The 1,782-nt window shown below is 67.5% G+C and carries 1 protein-coding gene; it reads left to right on the plus strand.

Annotated elements, in window-relative coordinates; genetic code table 11:
* Positions 1-157 precede the first annotated feature (157 nt).
* Positions 158-1,753 (plus strand): IS1634 family transposase, encoded by a 1,596-nt coding sequence (locus AB0Q99_RS34245; RefSeq protein WP_363578173.1) that lies wholly within the window; start codon positions 158-160, stop codon positions 1,751-1,753.
* The last annotated feature ends 29 nt before the right edge of the window (positions 1,754-1,782 follow it).

Below are 1,782 nucleotides of genomic sequence, written 5' to 3' on the forward strand. Positions count from 1 at the left end.
GCTAGTCCCATCCTTCGCACATGACACGTTCGGGTGAATGGTCGGTACGACCGGTGCTTGCGGGGTGGTTGTTCGCTTTGATAGGGGCGTGCCGATATCCCGTTCGCGTCGTTCCCGGGTTCAACGTCCTCGTTTGACGGTGGAGTTGGCCCCTGTGGTGGAGAGGCGTCTGGGCGCTCTGCCTGCCTCTGCCGAGTTTCTGCGCCGGCTGGACGTGGCCGGGATCATCGACGAGCTGTGCCCGGTGCGCGAGGTCGCGCACCTTACACACGGGCAGGTGATCGAGGTCCTGGTCGCGAACCGGCTGTCCTCACCGACGTCGATGGTCCGGATCGGCGACTGGGCCCGCAAGTGGGCCGTGGAGGAGGTGTTCGGCATCGAGCCGGATCTGCTCAACGACGACCGGCTCGCCCGCGCGCTGGACGCGATTGCCCCGCTGCTGGAGGAGATCACCGGCTCCATCGGCGCGCAGGCAATCGCGGAGTTCGGCATCGACGTCGGGCAGATCCACTGGGACATGACGAGTATGTCCCTGTTCGGTGCCTACGAGGACCAGGAAGACGGGTTCCCGCAGGTCAGGTACGGTCACCCGAAGGACAGGAGGGTGGATCTGAAGCAGATCCAGGCTGGGCTGGCCGTCAGCCGTGACGGCGGCGTCCCCGTCTTCCACCGGGTCTACGACGGCGGCGCGGGCGAAGTCGCGCAGGTCGTCGGTGCGATGAAGGCCCTGCGCAAGATCGCCGACCGCAAGGACTTCCTCCTGGTCGCGGACTCCAAGCTCGTGTCCTATCCGAACATCACCGCGCTGCTGGACGCGAAGGTCGACTTCATCGCCCCGCTCCCGGCTGCCCAGGTCCAGGCTGACGTCTACGCCGCCCTGGACCTGGAATCGGCTCAACCGGTCGACTACGTCAACGACCGCGACCGCGAGCGGAACACCCCCGCCGACCAGCGGGAGTCCTACCGGGTCCTGGAGGACGTCCACGTCATGACCGGCCCCCGCAAGGCCGACCCGCAGCACCGCCTACGCAGGATTCTGGTCCACTCCACCGGCAACGCCAAAGGCCAGCGGGCCGCCCGCGCCAAACGCCTGGCCAAGGCCACCGAGGACCTGGACAAGCTGCAACGATCCGCCGGCGGCCGCTACTACAACACCGCCGCCAAGGTAGAGGCCCGCATCGGTGTGATCGCCAAGACCCGCCGGGTCGCGAACTGCCTGCACACCACCGTCACCACCGACCCCGACGGGCGCCCGTCATTGGCCTGGTACTTCGACCAGGACGTCCTGGACACCGAGGCCGCCGCCGACGGCTGGTATGCCCTGGTCACCCGCCTCACCCCCGAGCAGGCCGACGCCGCCGAGGTCCTCAAGCGCTACAAGGGCCAGGGCGTGGTCGAGCGCCGCTACAACGACTTCAAGGGCCCGCTGGCCGTCGCGCCGATCTTCCTCGAACACAACCGCCGCATCGCGGCCCTGATCACCGTGATCTGCCTGGCCCTGCTCGTCTTCTGCCTCATCGAACGGCAAGTCCGCCAGGCCCTGGGCCCCGAGCAGACCATGGCCGGCCTCTACCCCGACAACCGCAAGGTCCGCCCCACCGCACGCATGATCCTCTACCAACTCGACAGCCTCATGCTCCGACCCGGCACCGCCACCAGCCCACCCACCATCCTCATCAGCCGAGGAGTTGAAGCACACCTGCTCGAACTCCTCGGCATCGACGAAACCCGACCCCGCTGGCTGGAAACCTGAAACCCCACGTGCGAAGTCACCGGCTAGTC

This window comes from Kitasatospora sp. NPDC086791 (assembly GCF_040685975.1).
In the GTDB taxonomy this organism is placed as follows: Bacteria; Actinomycetota; Actinomycetes; order Streptomycetales; family Streptomycetaceae; genus Kitasatospora.